This is a genomic window from Microcoleus sp. AT8-B5, assembly GCF_036705565.1.
Classification (GTDB): Bacteria; Cyanobacteriota; Cyanobacteriia; order Cyanobacteriales; family Microcoleaceae; genus Microcoleus.
The window spans coordinates 31,749-46,626 of record NZ_JAUBUY010000049.1; the positions used below are offsets into that span (position 1 = coordinate 31,749).

Below are 14,878 nucleotides of genomic sequence, written 5' to 3' on the forward strand. Positions count from 1 at the left end.
AAATTATTCTATTTTTGAAATTATTGTCAAAACCGTGAATAGATTAAAGCAGGGCTTAAGTTTTCTCTTGGTTACTTTGAGTGTAGCGATTTTCACGCTTTTGAGTTGGGTATTGGAATCCGGGGAACTGAGTATGTCGGCTTTGGAACCTTCGCTGCTGCGGAGTTCTGAGTCTGTATCAGTGCAGCGGGTGGCTCAACAATCTGCGCCGCCGCAAGTGAGGGTGCAAGATGCGTGGAAATTGGTGTACGAAAAATTGCCGGATTTCCCGATCGAAAATAACTACATTTCTAAGGAAACTGGAAAAGTCGATCCTACCAATACTTTAGTCGGGCGGTTCATTCGATATCACGTATTTGTCAAAGGACGGCCGCCCAATTACCGCTTTGATTGGAAGTTGAGTTTAGCTGACTATTTGGGGGCGACTCCAGATTATTTGGTGGAAAGTGTTTATCCGGGAAAAGACCTTTTGCGCTCAAATCCAATGGAACAGGATCGCGCTGCTATTCAAAAGTTAAATAGAGCACAGCGGGATGCTTTGGTTGAAGCTTTGGTTGATGTTTTTACGGAGAATTCCGGGCGTGGGCGCACACCTGCGGGGGAAAAACCACAAGGGCGATCGAATTCACCGGAGATACCGCAGCCCCAGCCGGGAGATGCGAAGTTGCTGGCACCGTAATACTTATGGATACAGAAACCGAGTTTTTTACGGAAATATTGCATTTAAGCTTTTAACACAGGTAAAAAACCCGGTTTCTTTCGTTTCGTATTTATGGGTAAGCCTACTAATCTAAAATCCAAAATCTAAAATCTAAAATCCCTTAATGGTGGAACGTGTAATTAAAACCGATGTTGGGTGGCGTTTGGGATGGAACCCGGAGGCCCAGGAGTTTAAGGGTTTGGTGGCTGGCGACGGTTGGGCGATCGAACTCACAGAGGCTGAGTTAAACGATTTTTGCCGATTGTTGGGGCAATTGGCCGGCACCATGAGTCAAATGGCCTCTGAGTTAATGGACGAGGAAAAAATAGCCATTGAAGCCGAAAGCGACTTGCTGTGGGTGCAGGTGGAAGGCTATCCCGAAGCTTACAGCGTGCAGTTGATCCTGAATGCTGGCAGGAGGTGCGAGGGTTTTTGGCCGGCGGCTGCGGTTCCGACTTTGGTGCAGGCCGCAAAAGTTTTAAAAGTTTTTTGACTTTTTCGGGAATTCTATGCTAAGCTGTTAAAGCTGTCGGGGCGTAGCGCAGCTTGGTAGCGCACTACTTTGGGGTAGTAGGGGTCGTGGGTTCAAATCCCGCCGCTCCGATTGTGATAAAACCTTCTCTATGAGAAGGTTTTGTTGTTTTAGGGCCGGCGATGCAGCTCTTAACATTCTCAATTAGGGGCATGGGCCCAGAAACAAGAATCAATCTCTGCTTCCGAACAGTCTATAGCTGTATCCTCAAATTCAAAGGCTTTGCGATTGCTTCGCGACCCTCACAATGAAATTAATCATAAAAAAATGGCGTTTGTACTTGACAAACGCCATTTTATAGTATTACAAACGTGGCGTCTTATCTTGTTTAAACGACGCTAACAATTCGCGAATTTGGTCGGCCGCAATCTCGCGCCCGCCCAAACCAAAAGCTAGAGCAATGCCAACTGCGATCGCCCCAAGCAGGAGCCCGAAAGCCAAATTCACAATATCGCTGCCAATGCCCATCTGTTGCAGCGCCAAGGCTGAAACAAAGGCAATAATCGCAACCCGAGCCGCTTGGCCCAAAAGCCGCGCTTGGCGAGTTCCAGAACTGGCAATCAAACTAAACGCCAGATTCGCCAAATACAAGCCGATCGCAAATACCACCAAACCGGCTAGCACCCTACCTGCAACCAGGACAATACCGCTAACAATAGCCGTCAGCGCTGGAATTTGCAGCACGTCGGTAGCAGCCACCACTGCAAACAGCAGGATGCCCACCTGCACCACAATGCCGACCAACTCAGAAGGCGTGCGGGCCGGAATTTCCGGTTCCTGAAGAATCGTTGCGTCGGGATCGATCGAACTTGGCGGTAGCCTCAGCGACTGTTTCGGTGCCTGCACTCCCAACCAAGAAAAGACATTGTTAAAGCCAATTCCGGTCAGGATATTAGTAACCAAATCGCCTACCCAGCGGCCCAAAATGTAAGCAAGCGCCAGAATCAGCGCCGCCGTGAATATTTTGGGAACCGCGCCCAAAATGTCGTTGAGCATCGCGACAGCAGGCTGCGAAATCGCTTGAATGTCCAAAGCGTTCAGAGCTGCGATCGCGGTTGGAATCAAAATCAAAACATAGACGATCGTACCGACAATCCACGACAGCGATTGTCCGCCCGAAGTCCGCGAAATTCCAAACCGAGCACCCAAACCGTCTGCCCCAGCAGCCGCCAACAGATTCGTGACAATCCGCCGCACCACCATAGCCAGCAGCCAGCCCACAAACCCAATCAGCACAGCTTCCAGAATTTTCGGAATTGCCGCCAGAATTTGGTTGAGTAAATTATTAACCGGCAGCAGAGCCTGCTGCATTTCCAGTGAGTCGAGAATCAGTGGCAAAAACAGCAGAAAAATGAACCAGTACAGCGCATTCGCCACAGTATCGCTCAGCAGCAAAGGGCGCTCAGTGGGCGCTGCGCCCACCTCTTGATTCAAGCGCTCGTCCACGTTAAAAGCGCGCATTGCCCGCGATACTGCCATTTTGGCGACTGTCGCCAACACCCAAGCAATCCCCAACCAAATTAGCGCGCCGGCTAACTTCGGCAAGAAACCGGTAATTTGATTGAGAAAAGTATTGAGCGGTTGCGAGACAGCCGTGAGATTCAGCCGGTTGAAAAAGGCAATTAGGAAAAAGACAAAAATGATCCAGAAAACCGCTGCGGAAATCCATTTTTCCACTTGCGGGGCTCCAGATCCTTCCGGGCGGCCGGTAATCCAAGTAGCCAGCCGGTTGTCGAGCGTAGTTTTCTTGAGCAATCCCCCCACTAAAGATGAGACGAGGGCTGATACTATCAAGCCAATGAGCAGGATACCGACGGCCCAGAGGAGATTTTCAATGTTTGAGCCCTGAAGGAAATTGTTAATTCCGCGTTCCGCATCTGTCAGGGGATTTGCGGGCTGGGCCTGGGCCAAAAGGCGATCGGACAAAGCCGCTATGGGGCCCGATATGGGTTGAGTTGTTTCTTGCCAAGTTTCATTCATTTTTTTCTCAGGTTAACGTCACATTTGACAAGGAGAAGACGAAACTTTAATAATAGTTCCAAAAAATCTAGACATCGCCTAAATTTAATGTTTGTACACTTTTAATGTACTGGGTTAACTACAAAACCCTCTAGCGAATTTGGGATCAACCCATCTCCGACTGCTTTGGGGCCAATATTCAAAGAACCCTTGACATCGGCATTTATGAATCGTCCAGTTTGGGTTCTGAACAATCCTCTTTTTACCCTACTGCCAATGTAGTCGGAATGTTGGTGAATTGGTTCCAAATCCCAAGCTGAACATTTGGATGTGTAACTCTCCTCAACTAACCCAACTTGAATTCCCGCAAGTTGTCCTTTGTACTGCAACATTTGCACAAATCGGCGATGGGGAATACGGGAAAAATTTAGATTGTCAACTTTACCAGTATTAATCCCATCTTTAAAATCCTCGTTCCAGCCTATAGCCCAATACGGTTCAGTTAGTTCTAAAAAAACAGATCGTGCGTAGTGCGTAGGTTGGGTTGAGGAACGAAACCCAACATTTTCGCTACAATTTTCCTTAAGCCAAGCGTATTGGCCTATAGCCAGCAAGCCAATTTGATGATTAACGAGTTCTTTAATAATTGCGGAACTCGTCGTATGGAGGTAGTAATCGACTTTACAGTTACGATTGTGCCACAATCGGGCTAGTTTTTTACTGTTTTTTTGCGCTACGGGCAGCAATAATTTCAATGCCGATGAAACTTGATTGCAGTATTGGTTTCTGGACTTAACACCCCGTCCCTCGTAGATTGTCGGTACTAACCCACGAACATTGTAGGTTAATGTTGCCATATTGTTTAATCCTAAATCTATGGCCGCGACTCTCCGATTAACTTGTAAAGGCTGTTCTAACTTTTCATATAGCACCTCGACAACATAACAACCTACTTTGGGAACAATCCGGATTTCCAGAATCGATGTCACTTTTGAGGGCAACCAAATATTAGTCCCAGAGGGACGATCGTATCCTTTTTTTAAGGCTCTTTTGCTGACAGCTTGACAATTAAATACAACTACATAGTGCCCGTCCTCTCTTTTTAGCTCTCTTGAACCTTTGTCATGAGGGATTTTCGGTGCGGTTTTAAACTTAGTTTGGTCTTCCCGATCGTTTCGCACCGCCATATAATAGCTAGTCCATGCTTTTATCACTAATTTGATCGCTAAGCCGATCGTGCTTTGTGCTACTTTTGCGGGCAGTGCTTTGTAATCAGGACTTGTTTTGAGCGCGCGATCGACAGCCAGAGCGTTTCTTTCTTGGCTAGCGAAAAACTTTTGACGGTAGATGTAATTAGCGTTATTGTAAAAATTTTTGCACAGCCAAGACAGTCTATCGGCTTCTCGATAAAACCTATGATTTGGTTTAATGATGTGCCTTTCGACTAACTCCATAATCGGTATATATACTTTAATTCAAGATGATACACTGTATTTATGAGTGTGTCAATCTTTTAATTTCTGGAAAAATTGACGTTACAAGTAAATAAAGGACTATCAAGTAAGCAAAGTTTTGTAATACCCTCCTTGTTGCAGGTTCTCATGTCAATTCGTCAAGTTTTCGAGCAATCCATTGAAATTCGCGCTGCTGCTACCTTGGTGGAGCAATGTATAGTCGATCGCACTTTAATGCACAAGTGGCTCAATCCCCTGCTACGCTGCGATCCCCAGGGCGAATGGGATACTGCCGTAGGAAGTCGCAGCTTATTTATCATAAAAATTCCTGTTTTGCAACCCTCTTTAGAAAGTGTTGTGTTGGAGCGACAACCAGGTTTAATTGTTTGGGGGTTTGACGGATTTTTCAAAGGATGCGATCGTTGGGAATGCCAGCCGCAAATCCAAGGTACTCTCTTGATTAACCGCTTTGAATTTCAAATTCCCAATCGTTTAATTAGATTTGGTTTCAATCGTTTTGCAGCCCCTTGGACAGAAAAAGATATGAAAGACCAACTCCGCCGACTAAAGCGGGTAGCCGAGCAACTATCTCAAAGAATGGGTAAGGGGTAATGAATAATGGGTAATTGGGAACTTTTACCCTCGCGTAGCCGAAGAATTGGGAATGGATGATGAGTAATTGCTAATAGCTGAAAGCTACAGCTAATACGAAAAAAAGCACCCATTCCCAATTTCCAATTCCCGACTCCCCCTTCCCTCCAACTTCAGTTATTTACTTCGCACTTCCCGCTGGATTGGGCTGACAAATCATTTCTCTCGCCGAATTCACGGCTTGGTTAGCCGTATTTTGCAAAGCCGGGGAATTTTGATACAAAGCTTGCAAATCTTGCACATCTTTAATCACTCGTTCGTAGATAGCCATCGCTTGATTGCCGTCAACTTCTAAAGCCGCAGGGCTGTAATTTTGCATTACTTCAATCAGCGATATTTTGCCATCTTTGGAAGCTGCGACTAAAGCATCGCGCAGTGCGGGCACGCTTTGAAGCCGAGCAGTCGGCGCATAAGCAACCTCCCCCAATTGTTTGAAAACTATTTCCCCAAAATAAGTGCTTGCTAGCCGCGCTACTAATTGGGAATCTAAAGGCACTTCTCGCGTTAATATTTCGCGCACCGACTCGGGAGTTTGTTTCGCCAGACTCAGAACGCTTTGCAGTTGAGAGGAAGCCTTGCCAGTTTGTACAAAGCTTTGCAAATCGCTCATCGGTAGTGTTACGTCAACAGCACCGTATTTTACGGTAACATTATCTAATGCAAAGGCTTTGCCGCTGCTTAGGAATACTGCACTTGTTCCCAGCAAAAGCGCCAAACCTAATGATAAAGACTTTGACATTCTTTTGGTTAAATGGACTGACAGCGATTGCATTCCGTTGAGATAACCTTGTTGAAACTGAAAGTTCATGAGTTTGTGCCTCTTTAGGTCAAAATACTTTTTAGATCGCTCTTCTGTGCGGATATCTGTGCGGATATCAGTCGGGAAAGTCGAATCGGGATTTGCGTAAATGACCTATGATATTACAGTCAAGTCAAGGAAATTCAACCTATCAAAAGATAGGTTTTAATTGACAATTAATATGTTATAGTTAATTTTTTGCCAAATTTTAGATCCCATGGCAAAAATGATAAAAGCGAAATTTGGTCGTCAGGCAGCAGTTTATTGAGTGTCACTTTTATGTCTTATAGTGTGCTGTGCGACATATAGCGAATTTAAGGATAGCGAATTAAATAACTTACAATTTTAATTGTTATTGTGGGATGGGCTCTTATAGCCCGTCATGAGTGGACGGGCTATAAGAGCCCATCCCACTTTCAAGAGTGGAAGTTATTTAATTCTCATTCCTAACTTCAAAGATCCCGATCGAGCCGATCGACCAATTGGCGAATTCTAGCAGCATCAGGAGCATTCGGAGCATTTCTCAGGTATAATTCCAGATCGTGGCGCGCTTCTACCAAGCGTCCCAGTTGATAATAGAGAATTCCGCGATCGCGCCGTTCCCCCAGCGCATCGGGAAACAGCAGCAAAATCCGTTCAATCGCCAAGAGTACCCTCACAGCATCTCCCTGTTGCAAGTAAATAGCCTTCAGATTTCCCAGCATTCGTCCCAACAAATGTCGGCGACTTACCGGGGCGAGAAAAGTCGTCTGCAACTCCATAGGTTGCCCATAAATTTGAGAAAGTCGGGCTTGACAATCTTCAGGAAATAAGATTTCGCCGCCGTTAAACGCATCAACAAAAATACCAGCATCTTCAAAATCCGGTCTAATTAAAAAATGTCCTGGCATCCCAATTCCCACCATCGGAAAATCAATCCGCTTAGCAACCTCCAAATAAACCAAAGATAAAGAGATTGGAATGCCAGTACGCCGATCGAGAACTTCATTCAAAAAGCTATTGCGCGGGTCGTAATAATCAACATCATTGCCCGCAAACAGCAACTCCCCGTATAAATAGGCGTTAATAGTTTGAATAATCCGCAGCGGATAATTCTGTGTCGGCAGGCGATCGCGCACTTCATCTGCGATCGTGTCAAGAGCGTTGAGATACTCCTCTGGCTCTAAATTTGGGTATTCTTCCAAAGCCATATAAAGAGCAGCTTTCGCCAGGTCGATCGAGCCATCAGGCTGATTTATTTCTCGATAAAATAGTTGTCGGGCGATCGGAAAATCCATATTTATGATTTATTTGATTTTAATTGACATTTTATACGAATATCCAGTTGCCCAAAAAAATATTAAAAACATCTCTCTTCTCTTCCTCTCTGCGTTCTCTGCGCCCTCTGCGGTTCAAAAAAAACAGTCTTGTATGTAACGCGCACCTTACAGCTTAACTTTTAACCTTCAAATCCCGTGACTTTTACCAATCACCCAACTGCGGCGAAAAATCCGAGCCAGAGTCGATTCTTCCAAAGCAAAATAGATAGGGCGGCCGTGAGGACAAGTGCGCGGATTGCGAGTTTGCTGCCATTCATCCAACAAATTTTGCATTTGGGAAAGACTCAAAGGAGTACCGTTTCGCATAGCACTACGGCAAGCAGTCGCAACTTGAGCCGCTTGTAAATCTGCGACTTTACTGAGTTCAAAAAGCGCATCCGCACAGTCATCTCGATCGGCTAACAATTCAGGAACTTCGCGGGCAGCCCATAGCTGTTCCCCAAAACTTTCTACTTCCAAACCCAAGCGAGATAAATTCTCAATTTGCAGTGCAGATAATTGACTGAGAATCACTGGTTTTTCGAGACATTTTAGCTGCCAAGCCGCGCACAATTGCTCGTACAAAACGCGCTCGTGAGCGATGTGTTGTTCCACCAACCACATTCCGCTGGAATGTTCGGCAACAATGTAAGTATTGTGAACTTGAGCGATCGCCCTCAATTCCATCAATCCTATTTTATTAGCTTTTTCCTGTTCGCCGCCGTCATCATTCTCCCTAGCCGAAATCCCGACACTGTAAGCACTTTTTTGTTCCGACGCCTTCAGCAATTGTCCCACTCGATCGGGAATAGGGACAGGCGGCAAAACATCATCATTCAGGTGCAAAGCACGAGTAATTGCCGCGCTAACTTGCGCTTGCCAAAAACTCGGATCGTGCAGATAAATTTCAACCTTAGCCGGGTGGCGGTTCCAGTCGATTTCCGAAGGGGAGATTTGCAGGTGGACAAAACACACGGGATAGCGATCGCGCGGACAAGTGCGGGCAAAGGCGCTGAGAATAGTTTGCTCTAATTCGGGCGATCGCACAACTCGCCGGTTCACCCCAACTTTCACCCAATCCGGCCGCCTGCGGTGACAGCGATCGGGCAAACCAATTACTAACTCCAAACACTGGGAATTAGGCATTTGGAATTGAGAAGTAGCAACTGGGAATTGGTAATTAGGTTTAACTGTAGCGCCCACAAGTTGAGTTTCTAGCAAGAAATTTGCTGCTTTCTGATTTTGAGGACTCGCAGGCAAATCTAACTTTAAATACTGCAAATCGCTCGATCGCACACCGCGCACGAATTGAGGTAAAAGTTGTTCCGCTGTGCTACCAGGAGTTACGTGCAAACAAGGCGTATTTCCTTGACGCAACTGCCAATTAACGTGCGGGTGACAAATAGCAATTTGCTGAAGAGTTAATTGGATCGATCGCATTTGCTGTGCCGGCGACAAAAAACTGCGGCGCACAGGCCAATTGCCAAACAAATTATCAACAGTCACCACCGTACCAGGAGCGATCGCCGCTGTTTCCACCTCTACAGCAACGCCTGCGTTATTGTAAACCACCCGCCAGCCCGATCGAGCATTTTCCATTCCCCCCTTGTTAAAGGAAGATTTGGCGGGGGTTGGCGCCGAATCTTGATTTTCCGAAAAATCCCCCAATCCCAAATCATTCGATCGGCTCAAAACCTCCAAACAGCCCAACTGAGCTAAACTGTGCAAAGCTTCCCCACGAAATCCCAAAGTAGCAATTTTGTAAAGGTCAGCTTCCGTGGTAATTTTGCTCGTACTGTGAGGCGAAGCCGCCTGCTGCAAATTTTCCAGATCCATTCCCGTACCATTATCTGCAACTTGCACCCGCCACTGTTCGGGCCAGACAGAAACAACGATGCGAGTTGCGCCAGCATCCAGAGAATTTTCAACTAATTCTCGTACCGCGGAGGCGATCGAGTCAATCACTTCGCCGGCGGCAATTAAATTGATAACTTCTGTGGGTAAGGTTTGAATAGTAACTGGCATCAGATTTTTAGCATTTCGTTAATTCAATTCTACTAGATCCTGCAAGTCGCTATACAGTATTAGGACTTAAGCTTTTCAACCCGGTTCATTAGAAAAATCTTGTGGGATACCAAGATATCTACTCATCAACCAAGTCTCTGACGCTTAGTGAGAAACTCCTAAGTATATATCTTCCTACCTACTTATTTTTGCTCTGCTAAAACCATATTTTTCGGCAAGCGAATGTAAAAAGTTGTTCCTTTTTCGTCCTCTGACTCATAAGTAATTTGCCCTTTGTGAGCCTCAACGATCGACTTAACAATTGCCGTTCCCAACCCAGTACCAGTCCGTTTACCATAAGTCACAAACGGTTCAAATAACTTGTCCTTAATTGTCGGCGGAATGCCGGGGCCGTTATCGTAAATGCTAATTTCTGCCCACTCCTCAGTTTGTGTCACCGCAATCTCCACCCGCCCCCCTCTTCCGCCAAAAGCCTCAACAGCATTCCCAACTAAATTTTGTAAAACGCGCAAAATCTTATTCTCGTCCGCTTCCACTATCACTTCTGTCACCCGTACTACCAAATCTACTTTTGCTGCTTCAAAATAAACTCTGTTCAACTTTTGAAACTGCTGCAACGTCTGAATTAGATTAACTGGTTTTTTATTTAATACAGAATTGCCGCGCGAAAATTCTAATACTTCTTCAGCCATCCCCAACATTCGATGAACCTGCAATTGAATAAGTTCACACCACTCCTGAGTTTCCTCATCCGGGTGCATTTCTTTGAGCATTTCACTAGAGAGTTTTATTCCGGTAAAAGGACTTTTGAAATCGTGAATAATTGTACTCACCATTTCTCCAACCAATACCATTTTTTGTTTGTGTACCAATTGGCTAACATATTGATCCGTGGTATCCCGTAAATTTTTAGTAATGAAACTAAACATTTGCATCACCGAACTGCCTTTAGCAAACTGGAGAGTTGTTATTAGTTCTTCACGGGCTATTTTGGCCAAAGTCGATCCTGCAACTGCAACAGCTCTAGCACTGCGAGGCTCTCCGTCTAAAACTCCGAGTTCGCCAAAATAATCGTCTGGGTTAGCGACAGCAACAGTTTGATATTTATGATTTTCAATCCGCTTGCTAAACTCGACTTTACCTTCTAAAACTAGATATAAAAAATCCGCTGTTTCTCCTTCTTCAAAAACCAGCGTTTCCTCAGCAAAACTCTCCAAAACAGCTATTTGGCAAAGGTGAGCAGCTTGCTCTGGTTCAAAATAAGACATAAATCGATGAGAGGCCAGATCCATGTGAAAATACCTGAGACTTAATTTAACTACCAGCCGGGAAGTCCCTCGGTATATTTAGAGGGGATTAATTTGAGCGCTGCGCGAAGTACCCCGAATAAATTACGCCCGCGTGATGGAAAGAAGCGTCGGGTGTAGGTACGGAAACCGACAATTATTTCTTTTATACCCATTGATGATCGGGAAATACTCTGATACTATATTAGCAAGTGGGGGTGGAACTACCTCACTATAAAAAGCCTTTGAAAAAAAGGAAAAAGAAGCCTGCGGTCTAACTGTACTCAGTTGACCGTCAGGTTTGTTCACTAAAATACAATACTGCTTTAATCTGGCTCTCTTTTCTAGCCTCCGAGGCTTTGACGCAAGGATTAGCGTCGGGATGGAGAGCCAGACTAGCATAGCAGCACCAGCAATCTCACCAAAATTCTCAGTTAATTGACTAAAATACATAAATTGTACTATTTTTGAGATTTAAATTCGATGTGGGGGGGTTCTCCGGCCACCTCAGAAGATTTTAACTGTAGAGAGATCGTGTAATTTAAATGCCGATCGACCAAGTTTACAAAAATTAACGATCGCCCGATAAAACGATCGCAGCATTCTGCCCGCCAAAGCCAAAACTTAAACAAACCGCATTTCTGACAATAGCCGATCGCGCACAGCGAACAAAATCTAATTCAAACCCCGGTTTTTTCATTCCCACGCAAGGCGGCAACATCTGATATTTAATACTCATCAAACAAAAAGCCACGCCCAAAGCTCCCGAAGCTCCCAAAGTATGACCCGTCGCCCCCTTAGTCGAACTAACAGCAACTCCTGGGTGAAATAACTTCTCAATTAACAGTGCTTCGTGTCGGTCATTTAACTCAGTTGCAGTACCGTGAGCATGAATAAAATCTATATCAATCGCAGCTAAATTACTGCGTTTCAAACATTGATTTACCGCCGCGATCGCACTTTTCCCCCCCAGCTCCGGCGCATTAGCATGGCAAGCATCATTTGTCAAGCCAAAACCAGAAACTCGACCGTAAATTTTAGCACCACGACGCCTTGCCAACTCGGCCGATTCTAATACAAATAAAGCCCCGCCTTCACCGAGCACAAAGCCTTCCCGATTTTCATCAAAGGGATAGCACCCATTGTTTGCCAAAGCACCCATCCGGCTAAATCCAGCCAGAGTCAGCGGTGTGATAGGCGCTTCCACAGCACCTGCGATCGCCCGCTGACACTCACCAGTGCGGATTAAATCAACAGCACGGGCGATCGACCAAATACCCGTAGCACAAGCCGCCATCGGCGCCAGCACCGGCCCCGTCGAGCCAATTGCCCTCGCCGCTGCGATCGCCCCCATGTGAGGCAAAAAATTCACAAATTGACAATTAGTAATCGGTAATTGGGAATTGGGGATTGGGAATTGGGAATCGATAATTGGGAATTCCTTTGCTTCTTGCGACTTCCCTCTTCCGAATTCCCTCAGACTTCTTTCAACTTCCGTCTTTCTTCCATCCGTTACATCCGTTACACAATCCGTTGCCGAACTTCCTTCGCTAGCCAACAGTTCCAAATTTGCCTGGAAACCTCGGCTAGAACCGATCGCAATCCCGCAATCTGGCAAAGGCAAAGTCAAATTAGCATCTTGCAAAGCATCTGCTAAAACCTGCCGAATTAAAGTTATTAAATCCGCAGGTTTTGTGCGAATTAAAGCCAAAGGTTGCGGCTCAATTTTCAGAAAAGGTTGATGTTCCCGAATTCCCGACTCTCCAGACAGCAGTCTTATCCAGCTAGTTTCCAGACTGCCTAAACTCGAAACTAGACCAATTCCAGTAACAACAACATCCATTCACTAATGACTAATGACTGATGACTAATGATATCTATTCCGGTAACACCGGAATGCTATAGAGGACACGGCAGAGCCGTTTCTTGCGCGCCAGATTAATTGTAGGGACACGGCAGTGCCGTGTCCTGACTGTGGGTAAGATTAATTCCGATGCTACCGGATTTGATATGACTAATGACTAATCACTAATGACTAATCACTAATGACTAACTTCAGCTAACAGGCTTAAAATTTTCCAAACCCTGAGTAACAGTAGCCTTATCAATGCGATCGCCCGCTTCAATCTTATCAACAACATCCATCCCTTGCTTCACGTACCCAAAAACTGCATAGCTACCGTCCAAAAACGGTACATCCGTCAAAGTAAAGTAAAACTGAGAAGAAGCCGAATCAGGACTCTGCGATCGAGCCATAGCCACAGCCCCGCGACTGTGCATCAACACGGGTTTCTCCTTAACCCCAGCTTCTTGTAGCGTCGCGCTGTAAGTCGGATTGGCAGCACCTTGAGCTTTAATTTCCAGAGGAATCCTGCGTTCTACAGTAGTTTTCGGGTCAATAAAACCGCCAGTTCCCAGCCGCGCCGTAGGGAATTTAGGGTCTTTACCCTGGGGATCGCCACCCTGAACTACAAAAGGCTGAGGTTCCCGCACGACTCGGTGAAAAACCAGCCCGTCGTAGACACCTTTCTGAACCAAATCGACAAAATTGCCCGCAGTAATTGGCGCATTTGTGCCGTCGAGTTCGATCGTAATAGGAGCACCTTTAACCGTCATCACCACCGTTGCTTTTCCGTCCAAGCGTGGCAAATTGCTAAATTGCGAACTCGCCGCTACAGCAGCAGCAGGAGAAGGAGACGGAGACGGAGACAAAGAAATATTTTCACCCGACACCGGATTCGATGTCGGAGTCGAGTTTGCCACAGGGGAACTACCGCATCCTCCGACAAACAACGCGCCAATTATTAAAAGTGAGAACAACCACCGCTGAATTTTGATTTGCATTTGCATTTGTATTTCACTTTGAGTCAATTACGGACTTTGCAACTAAAGATTTTAATTCAATAGTCCGGAGTGTTTTTAGTTCGCAGTCTGAAACCCGCGATTTTCCTTTGGTAGCGAACTTGCCTTGGAGCCTTGAAAGCCTTATTCTACGGTTGGCTATCAAAAACTGTCGGAAGTATTGTTAATTGATAGATTCAAAAACTGGTAACAGGCTTACTCGCAGATAAATCTTTTTCACTTACCAGGTAGGTAAGGTGCGCGGCCCGGCGCACCCTACGAGACATTACCAATCTCAGATATCAAATCGCCAATCGCAAATCCCTAAAGTCCTTCTAGGGGAACTTGCAAAAATCGAGCCAATTCGGCCGCTTGATTTTCCACTTCAGACAAAGCAATCGGCTGTCCGACTCTAGTCAGGGGAAACTGACGGCGGTCTTTGAGCTTAAGATAAATACTGCGGCGGGGATTGAGACCTTCTTTAATGTCTACCCGCACAGATTGCACCTCCGATGTCTTGCAATTAAAATCAACTTTGCGGTTTTTGCCGGGAAAACCCCAGCGAAAGATCCGAATGTTACCAGTTTGGCGATCGAACTCGTTGTAACCGCCACCGACATCCCAGAGAATAGTCAGCCACAGGTAGAGCGCCAACAGCACGCCACAGACACCGTAGAAACCCATCGCAATGCCTTGGGGGATGAAAATGAGCTGAGTCGGGTCAGCAAAAGGCAGCAGGTTAACGTGCAAGTAGCTGGAAATGCCCGACAGCAGGAAACCAGTCCCTCCAATGCTGACCACCGTCGCCCACCAGTAATTGCTGAAGCGGCGGGAGCCCAAAACCGGGTAGCGCAGGACAGGATCGATCGAGGTCATTGTTTTTGCAGTCATAAAATTAAACAGCCTTAAAGCCAAATCTTAATTCAATTAGCCCACCGAGCGTCACCCTTCGGCTACGAGATCGCGATCGATCGGGATTGTCCTCAACCACCGCCACCTCGCCCCTGGGCGACGAAGGGTCAGTTCGATAGTTGCTGAGCATCGTCAACCAAGATGGCCTTCCTCTCAACCACCCTTTCATCGAGTACGCCTCTAGTGGGGGAACTCTGCTGTTCTAGTTGAAAAATTATGAACTTCTAATATATAGTTATGTTAACTTTAATTAGAAACCTTGGTCTTTTAACAAGCAAAAGGATTTTACCCCAATGACAATCGCAGTCGGACGCGCCCAGAACGAAAGAGGCATATTTGATGTCCTCGACGACTGGCTCAAACGCGATCGCTTCGTCTTCGTAGGCTGGTCTGGCATCCTGCTATTCCCCTGCGCCTACCT

At 46.0% G+C, this 14,878-nt stretch carries 13 protein-coding genes, 1 tRNA gene and 1 pseudogene; 5 read left to right on the top strand and 10 right to left on the bottom strand.

The window, feature by feature from the left end:
- Positions 1-34: 34 nt before the first annotated feature.
- The 3 genes from QUB39_RS24925 (at position 35) to QUB39_RS24935 (ending at position 1,304) form a co-directional block, all read left to right on the top strand.
- Positions 35-679: a hypothetical protein gene (locus tag QUB39_RS24925; protein WP_333211567.1), complete on the top strand. Its 645-nt coding sequence runs from the start codon at positions 35-37 to the stop codon at positions 677-679.
- 145 nt (positions 680-824) lie between these two features.
- Positions 825-1,193: a DUF1818 family protein gene (locus QUB39_RS24930; protein ID WP_333057576.1), complete on the top strand. Its 369-nt coding sequence runs from the start codon at positions 825-827 to the stop codon at positions 1,191-1,193.
- Between the two features lie 37 nt (positions 1,194-1,230).
- Positions 1,231-1,304, top strand: a tRNA-Pro gene (locus QUB39_RS24935).
- 231 nt (positions 1,305-1,535) lie between these two features.
- Here QUB39_RS24935 and QUB39_RS24940 read toward each other — a convergent pair.
- Both QUB39_RS24940 and QUB39_RS24945 read right to left on the bottom strand, forming a co-directional pair.
- Positions 1,536-3,212, bottom strand: a complete 1,677-nt coding sequence (locus QUB39_RS24940; protein ID WP_333211568.1) for a mechanosensitive ion channel — start codon at positions 3,210-3,212, stop codon at positions 1,536-1,538.
- A gap of 101 nt (positions 3,213-3,313) precedes the next feature.
- Positions 3,314-4,645: a transposase gene (locus tag QUB39_RS24945; protein ID WP_333057573.1), complete on the bottom strand. Its 1,332-nt coding sequence runs from the start codon at positions 4,643-4,645 to the stop codon at positions 3,314-3,316.
- Between the two features lie 147 nt (positions 4,646-4,792).
- Here QUB39_RS24945 and QUB39_RS24950 point away from each other — a divergent pair, with 147 nt between their 5' ends.
- Positions 4,793-5,257, top strand: a complete 465-nt coding sequence (locus QUB39_RS24950) for an SRPBCC family protein (protein ID WP_333057572.1) — start codon at positions 4,793-4,795, stop codon at positions 5,255-5,257.
- Between the two features lie 160 nt (positions 5,258-5,417).
- Here the strand turns inward: QUB39_RS24950 and QUB39_RS24955 are convergent, their stop codons facing one another.
- The 8 genes from QUB39_RS24955 to QUB39_RS24990 all read right to left on the bottom strand — a co-directional run bounded on the left by QUB39_RS24955 (position 5,418) and on the right by QUB39_RS24990 (position 14,626).
- Complete coding sequence (locus tag QUB39_RS24955) at positions 5,418-6,104, bottom strand: alpha/beta hydrolase (RefSeq protein WP_333057570.1); 687 nt, start codon at positions 6,102-6,104, stop codon at positions 5,418-5,420.
- 443 nt (positions 6,105-6,547) lie between these two features.
- Complete coding sequence (locus QUB39_RS24960) at positions 6,548-7,372, bottom strand: transglutaminase family protein (protein WP_333211570.1); 825 nt, start codon at positions 7,370-7,372, stop codon at positions 6,548-6,550.
- A gap of 168 nt (positions 7,373-7,540) precedes the next feature.
- Positions 7,541-9,418, bottom strand: a complete 1,878-nt coding sequence (mutL, locus tag QUB39_RS24965) for a DNA mismatch repair endonuclease MutL (RefSeq protein WP_333057566.1) — start codon at positions 9,416-9,418, stop codon at positions 7,541-7,543.
- Positions 9,419-9,600: 182 nt separating this feature from the next.
- The gene (locus QUB39_RS24970) at positions 9,601-10,710 is read right to left on the bottom strand and encodes an ATP-binding protein (protein ID WP_333057564.1); all 1,110 of its coding nucleotides are present in this window, start codon (positions 10,708-10,710) and stop codon (positions 9,601-9,603) included.
- Positions 10,711-11,275: 565 nt separating this feature from the next.
- Entirely contained in the window at positions 11,276-12,547 is a 1,272-nt protein-coding gene (locus QUB39_RS24975) for a beta-ketoacyl-ACP synthase (RefSeq protein ID WP_333211573.1), read from the bottom strand.
- Between the two features lie 212 nt (positions 12,548-12,759).
- A complete protein-coding gene (locus QUB39_RS24980; protein WP_333211575.1) occupies positions 12,760-13,554 on the bottom strand; it encodes a peptidylprolyl isomerase in 795 nt (264 codons plus the stop codon).
- A 315-nt stretch (positions 13,555-13,869) separates the two neighbouring features.
- Positions 13,870-14,436, bottom strand: a complete 567-nt coding sequence (locus QUB39_RS24985; protein ID WP_333057558.1) for a photosystem I assembly protein Ycf4 — start codon at positions 14,434-14,436, stop codon at positions 13,870-13,872.
- A 4-nt stretch (positions 14,437-14,440) separates the two neighbouring features.
- Positions 14,441-14,626 carry a hypothetical protein gene (locus QUB39_RS24990; protein WP_333211577.1) on the bottom strand — a complete coding sequence of 62 codons (186 nt, stop codon included), beginning with the start codon at positions 14,624-14,626 and terminating at the stop codon, positions 14,441-14,443.
- Between the two features lie 124 nt (positions 14,627-14,750).
- On the opposite strand from QUB39_RS24990, the pseudogene QUB39_RS24995 reads away from it, so the two are divergent.
- Positions 14,751-14,878: pseudogene (locus tag QUB39_RS24995) on the top strand (photosystem II D2 protein (photosystem q(a) protein)); the annotation flags it as partial.

Excerpts from the sequence above, each read along its gene's own strand:
- QUB39_RS24930 (WP_333057576.1), top strand. The coding sequence starts at position 825 with ATGGTGGAACGTGTAATTAAAACCGATGTTGGGTGGCGTTTGGGATGG.
- QUB39_RS24940 (WP_333211568.1), bottom strand. The coding sequence starts at position 3,212 with ATGAATGAAACTTGGCAAGAAACAACTCAACCCATATCGGGCCCCATA.
- QUB39_RS24945 (WP_333057573.1), bottom strand. The coding sequence starts at position 4,645 with ATGGAGTTAGTCGAAAGGCACATCATTAAACCAAATCATAGGTTTTAT.
- QUB39_RS24950 (WP_333057572.1), top strand. The coding sequence starts at position 4,793 with ATGTCAATTCGTCAAGTTTTCGAGCAATCCATTGAAATTCGCGCTGCT.
- QUB39_RS24955 (WP_333057570.1), bottom strand. The coding sequence starts at position 6,104 with ATGAACTTTCAGTTTCAACAAGGTTATCTCAACGGAATGCAATCGCTG.
- QUB39_RS24960 (WP_333211570.1), bottom strand. The coding sequence starts at position 7,372 with ATGGATTTTCCGATCGCCCGACAACTATTTTATCGAGAAATAAATCAG.
- mutL (WP_333057566.1), bottom strand. The coding sequence starts at position 9,418 with ATGCCAGTTACTATTCAAACCTTACCCACAGAAGTTATCAATTTAATT.
- QUB39_RS24970 (WP_333057564.1), bottom strand. The coding sequence starts at position 10,710 with ATGGATCTGGCCTCTCATCGATTTATGTCTTATTTTGAACCAGAGCAA.
- QUB39_RS24975 (WP_333211573.1), bottom strand. The coding sequence starts at position 12,547 with ATGGATGTTGTTGTTACTGGAATTGGTCTAGTTTCGAGTTTAGGCAGT.
- QUB39_RS24980 (WP_333211575.1), bottom strand. The coding sequence starts at position 13,554 with ATGCAAATGCAAATCAAAATTCAGCGGTGGTTGTTCTCACTTTTAATA.
- QUB39_RS24985 (WP_333057558.1), bottom strand. The coding sequence starts at position 14,436 with ATGACTGCAAAAACAATGACCTCGATCGATCCTGTCCTGCGCTACCCG.
- QUB39_RS24990 (WP_333211577.1), bottom strand. The coding sequence starts at position 14,626 with ATGAAAGGGTGGTTGAGAGGAAGGCCATCTTGGTTGACGATGCTCAGC.